Source organism: Fretibacterium fastidiosum (assembly GCF_000210715.1).
GTDB lineage: Bacteria > Synergistota > Synergistia > Synergistales > Aminobacteriaceae > Fretibacterium > Fretibacterium fastidiosum.
Map to the genome: position 1 here is coordinate 210,437 of NC_021038.1, position 5,116 is coordinate 215,552.

The following is a 5,116-nucleotide window of genomic DNA, read 5'->3' on the forward strand; positions in this document are numbered from 1 at the left end:
CCCCCCTTTAGAGGCAAAATGGTATAAAGAGGAAGCCCCTCTCCTGCACGTTCTTCGATCGGTGCAGCGGAAACGTCGTCCAGCCCGTAGCCCCCACCGGAAAAAAGCGAGGTCCTGCCTCGCGACAGGCAGGACCTCAAGTCAGGAATAGAGCGCGCCAAAGACGCCCTCCGGTAAGGGAGGCAGGGTTGTGTGCACGGGGAGCCGTTCGTCCGTCTCAGCGGCCCCCCGCAGCGACGGTTGCGTTACTTCTTCTGGCGATAGGCGTCGGAGATGGGGCCGGACTTGCCAAGCATCTCGCCGTAGCCGTAGAATCCGCCGTTTGCCGCGTGGGAGTGGGAGAAGAAGACGATGGAGGAATCCGGATCGGCGGTCTTGGGGTTGATCTTACCCCCCGCGTCCAAGTAGGCCTCGTCCGCCCACACCTTGCGCACGACGAGGATCATCAGGCGGCTCTTGCTGCCCTCGGCGATCGGCATGTCTTCCTCGAGCTCGCACTCCAGCGAGATGGGGAATTCCTCGATCATGGGGGCGTTCACGGCCGAACCCTTCACCGCCGTGAGCTTCGTGACCGCCAGCTTGTCCTGAAAGCCGCCGTTCTCGGACAGCAGCGGCGCATCGCCGGAGAGCGGCCGTCCGGAGTAGCGGCCCAGGAGCTCCGCCTCCGCCAGGTACTTGACGGAGGGCAGGTTGACGGTGCAGGCCTTCATCTTCTTCAGGCACTGGTACGTCCAGCTCTTCTCCGCGTCGCCCTTGATGCCGAAGCCGATGCGCATGGGGCCGCCGTCCTTTCCGGAGGCGAGGACCCCTCCCCGATGGAAGGGGGCGAAGTTGGCCTGCCCCTCCGGGGTGTAGACGCCCACCACCATCAGCGGCGCAGGCAGGAAGTGGGGCGATCCCGTGAACTTCAGGGACTCCGCGGAGGCCATACCGGCGCGCAGGCTCAGCAGGGACAGCGTGAACGCCAGCGTCAGGATGGCGCGATAGATTCTTTCCTTCATGATAACGCTCCTTTTTGTGCCTAATGCCCCGCGGGCTTGGGCTCGAGCCCATTGGGCCAGGGGAATTTCTCCGCGCTCATCCCGCTTCCAAGGGGTGCACTGAGGGCGTAGTAGCCGCTCCCCTCCGCGCTGCCCGCGAAGTAGACGGCCATGCCGGACTTCTGCGGGTCGAACTGGCTGACGGGGGCGGTCTTGTCGCCGTCCAGGGCCTCCGCCGCCACGTGGTAACTCGCGACCTCGCCCAGGAACACCCGGTGCTGCCCGTCCGGGAACTCGAGCGTCTTGACGAGTTTGCACTCCAACGTCACGGGGCACTCCGTCAGGACGGGAGCGTTCACGTCGCTGCCCTTCTCCAGCTTCAGCCCGGTGACGGAGAACTTGTCGAAGTACTCGTCCCCCGACGCTGCGGAGACCGTTCCGCAGAAGTCGCCCTGCGGCACGAGGGCCGCGTTCATCACGTTCACGGTGAAGGCGCCCGTGGCTTCGATGTTCTTTGCGGTCTGGCGCTTCGGGTTCACCGCCACGTAGAAGATCATCCTCTGCTTCGACGGCGTCTCGGCGATGCCGACGCGGTCAATGATGGCGGCGTCCGGGCGCCCCTCCGCGTCGTAGGTCCCCACGAGGCAGGCCGTCGTCGGCAGGAGCCGCGCTCCCGTCTCGACCTCCACCTTCGCCGCCTGCGCCGGGGTGCACAGAAGCGCGGCGGCAAGCACTCCCAACAAACGATATCCTTTCATAAACGTTCCTCCTTAACCAAAAACGCTCCATGAATCCACGAACTGCCGGAGAACGACCGTTCCTCGCGAACGTGCCTCCTTCAGCAAAAGACAAACCCTTCCCAGGGCCGTTCTGCCCCGCAAACTAAACGTCTGCCTGAATAAAATTAGTTATATCTAACTACATGAAAAATTTATCACCACGACGTCGTTTTGTCAATATGGTTTGGGGTGAGGTGTCGTTGATCAGTGATCATGTCACCCTATAGGTCGTCAGAGAAAATGTCATCCCACGCCGCGGCAGGCAGGTCTTTCGGTGATACCTGGGTATGAAGCGGGAGTGAGTGGCATGGACACAAAAAGAGGTCGAGCGCATCGAGGTCATGGTCTACAACCGAAGCGATAAACCACCTGCGTCGAGACGCGGCAACGATGCCGCGTCTCGACATAAGCGACCGGCGCAGCATCTGCGGCTTACAGCCGCAGATAAGCAGAGAGCCAGCGAGGAACGAGCTGTGAGAATCGCTTAGGGGCTTTATCAGAGCTGGCCGTCTGCTTATGAGCCTCTGTCGGAGGCAGATCATCAGGCTCAGGAAAAAGTACACGACCCAGGTGGAAAGGATCGTGCCCATGCGCGGCCATCGCTACGTTACGGAGATCAACGTCGTTGCGCAGACCGTGAGGTCCGGTAATCCTGCGGCGACGGAGCCCGACTGCCTCTTCTGCCGCCGGGATGCTGGCGCGGCGTGCCAACATCTCCCCATCCGACGCCATGAAGCGGACGTTCCGGCGCGGCGAGGACGCCGTGCAGGGCGAAGGGTTCGCGCCGCCGGTGAACGACGCCTCGCACCGGCTGCGACAGATTGCGCTGGGGTTTCTGGTCCTGCTGGGAGCCTTGGCCGTCCTGACCGGTGTGCCGGGTTGGGATATCCTGCCGAAGGTTTTCAAGGCAGGGATCGCGACGCTGATGTAGAACGGGGCCCTTCGGGGCCCCGCTGTTTTTTGCTTCAAGGGCGCTTCTAAGGAGAACAAAAAAGGTTCAGGAGAAACTCCCCTGAACCCTTGCTATCAATGGTGGGCGATACTGGGTTCGAACCAGTGACCTCTTCCGTGTGAAGGAAGCGCTACTACCGCTGAGCTAATCGCCCTCAACGGGGAATTATTATACACAAAGACCGGGGGAAGCACAAGGGGCGTTTTCGTTTTGCCGTTCAACCGCTCCCCGCGCCCCGGCCCTGGCCGGCGCTGGAATGTGCGGGGCAATCGGGCTATAATGGCAGGAGAGCTTTCGGGCTTCAAAAAAGGGCCGCCGCGCGAGGGCGGGGCGGCCAGGACGCGAAAAAGGAGTGGGGGTTAACGATGGCAACGATCGGCGCTTATGATGAGGAAAACTTCAAAAAGGTGAACAAGACTCAGGTCCGCCCGACGGTGGAGGCCGTGTTCTACGGCAACAACGTCCACCGGGTGCTGGACCTGAAGGAGGCCTACAACCTGGCGAAGAACAGTCCGGGCACGGTCGAGCTGACGGGGATGCCCGTCTACCACCCCACGGAGCAGGAGCTGCCCCAGGACGCGAACGTCCTGCTGTTCAACGACGGCGCGATCTTCGGCCGCACGGCGGCGGCGCGCCGCATCGTGGGCTGGCCCGGCGTGGACGCCAACGCCCTCTGCACCGTGGTGCGCGAGGCCATCTTCAACACGCGCCATCGCAGGATGTACCAGGCGGACGCCTACGTGGGGCTGGACGAGGACTTCATGGTGAAGGCCCACCTGCTCCTGCCGGAGGGCTACGAGAACAACCTCTACAACTGGATGATCAACTTTCAGTACGACAACGAGAGGTACAGGCCGCGCTACGCGGCCTCCCGAAGGATATCGGACACCGACGGCGACATCTTCTTCTTCGCCGACCCCGACTGGTCGCACCCCGACTTCCCGCTGGGCCTCGCGTTCTTCTCCCCGGAGGAGAACTGCGCCGCGGTGCTGGGCCTGCGCTACTTCGGCGAGCTGAAGAAGGGGACCCTGACCCTGGCCTGGGGCATCGCCGCCCGCAACGGCTACGCGGCCTGCCACGGCGGCCTGAAGCGCTACACGATGAAGGACGGAAGGAAGTTCGTCATGGCGGCCTTCGGCCTGTCGGGCTCCGGCAAGTCCACCATCACCCACGCCAAACACGACGGCAGGTACGACATCATGGTCCTGCACGACGACGCCTTCATCGTCAACATCAAGGACAAGTACGCCATCGCCATGGAGCCCACCTACTTCGACAAGCTGGCGGACTACCCCATCGGCTGCGAGGACAACAAGTACCTCCTGACGATCCAGAACTGCGGCGCCACCGTCACCGGGGACGGCCGGAAGGTCGCCGTGACGGAGGACATGCGCAACGGCAACGGCCGTTCCATCAAGTCCCGCCTCTGGTCCCCCAACCGCGTGGACCGCATCGACGAGCCGCTGAACGCCATCTTCTGGCTCATGCGCGACCCGACGATCCCGCCCGTCCTGAAGCTGGAGGGCCCGTCCCTCGGCGCGGTGCTGGGCGCCACCCTGGCCACCAAGCGCACCAGCGCGGAGCGCCTGGCCCCCGGCGTGGACCCCAACGCCCTGGTGTGCGAGCCCTACGCCAACCCCTTCCGCACCTACCCGCTCTCCATGGACTACGAGCGTTTCAAGACGCTCCTGGCCGACGGCGTGGATTGCTACATCCTGAACACCGCCGACTTCATGGGCGCCAAGGTGAAGAAGGAGCACACGCTGGGTATCATCGAGGCCATCGTGGAGGGCAGGGCCCGCTGGGTTCCCTTCGGCGACCTGCCGGGGCTCAAGACGCTGGACATGCCGGACTTCAAGGTCGATCTGAACGATGCCGCCTACCGAGAGCAGCTCAAGGCCCGCTTCCAGGATCGGCTGAACTTCGTGATCGCCCGCGAGACGGAGCGCGGCGGCGTGGACAGGCTGCCCCCGGACGCCAGGGAGGCCCTCGAGGCGGTCATCGCCGCGATGAGGTAGGGTGGACCGGCGCACCGCCCCCCCTCCGCCGTCGTCATCAATCTCCAGAAGCACGAGGCGGCGCTGCAGCGCCGCCTCGCCAAAGGGACGGGCGAGGGTCCTCGCCCGTTTTGCCCCTGACCTTCCTAATACCCCTCCCGGCTCCTGCGAAGTCTCGATCCCACGCGCCGGCTCCGGACCTCGCCGCGGGGGCTGCGCCGCCCGCGGCGAGGGGCCTCGTCCTCCGGGAAGAGCCCCCAGCGCGCCAGCCCCGCCCGGCCCTGCTCCAGACGGGACATGGCCAGCGGCTGGAGCTCCACCAGGATGTGATCGTCCTTCAGGCGGATGGCGCCCACCTCGCAGCGCTCCACCTTCAGCGCCGTGCAGAGCGCGTTCAAGATGTGGCCC

At 64.3% G+C, this 5,116-nt stretch carries 4 protein-coding genes, 1 tRNA gene and 1 pseudogene; 2 read left to right on the forward strand and 4 right to left on the reverse strand.

The window, feature by feature from the left end; translation table 11 throughout:
• Nucleotides 1-245 precede the first annotated feature (245 nt).
• Both SY1_RS00945 and SY1_RS00950 read right to left on the reverse strand, forming a co-directional pair.
• Nucleotides 246-1,001 (reverse strand): flavin reductase family protein, encoded by a 756-nt coding sequence (locus SY1_RS00945; RefSeq protein WP_015555882.1) that lies wholly within the window; start codon nt 999-1,001, stop codon nt 246-248.
• A 20-nt stretch (nt 1,002-1,021) separates the two neighbouring features.
• Nucleotides 1,022-1,738 (reverse strand): flavin reductase family protein, encoded by a 717-nt coding sequence (locus SY1_RS00950; protein WP_015555883.1) that lies wholly within the window; start codon nt 1,736-1,738, stop codon nt 1,022-1,024.
• A 712-nt stretch (nt 1,739-2,450) separates the two neighbouring features.
• Between SY1_RS00950 and SY1_RS00955 the strand changes: the two genes are divergently transcribed.
• On the forward strand, nt 2,451-2,690 hold the full coding sequence (locus SY1_RS00955) for a hypothetical protein (protein WP_015555885.1): 240 nt from the start codon (nt 2,451-2,453) through the stop codon (nt 2,688-2,690).
• A 99-nt stretch (nt 2,691-2,789) separates the two neighbouring features.
• Here the strand turns inward: SY1_RS00955 and SY1_RS00960 are convergent.
• Nucleotides 2,790-2,865 (reverse strand) — tRNA-Val (locus tag SY1_RS00960).
• Nucleotides 2,866-3,076: 211 nt separating this feature from the next.
• Between SY1_RS00960 and SY1_RS00965 the strand changes: the two genes are divergently transcribed.
• The gene (locus tag SY1_RS00965; RefSeq protein ID WP_015555886.1) at nt 3,077-4,729 is read left to right on the forward strand and encodes a phosphoenolpyruvate carboxykinase (ATP); all 1,653 of its coding nucleotides are present in this window, start codon (nt 3,077-3,079) and stop codon (nt 4,727-4,729) included.
• A 125-nt stretch (nt 4,730-4,854) separates the two neighbouring features.
• On the opposite strand, the pseudogene SY1_RS00970 reads toward SY1_RS00965, so the two are convergent.
• A pseudogene (locus SY1_RS00970) lies at nt 4,855-5,116 on the reverse strand (hypothetical protein); the annotation flags it as partial.

Bases quoted from the DNA above. Each gene is read 5' to 3' on its own strand.
- SY1_RS00945 (WP_015555882.1), bottom strand. From the start codon at position 1,001: ATGAAGGAAAGAATCTATCGCGCCATCCTGACGCTGGCGTTCACGCTG.
- SY1_RS00950 (WP_015555883.1), bottom strand. From the start codon at position 1,738: ATGAAAGGATATCGTTTGTTGGGAGTGCTTGCCGCCGCGCTTCTGTGC.
- SY1_RS00955 (WP_015555885.1), top strand. From the start codon at position 2,451: ATGCTGGCGCGGCGTGCCAACATCTCCCCATCCGACGCCATGAAGCGG.
- SY1_RS00965 (WP_015555886.1), top strand. From the start codon at position 3,077: ATGGCAACGATCGGCGCTTATGATGAGGAAAACTTCAAAAAGGTGAAC.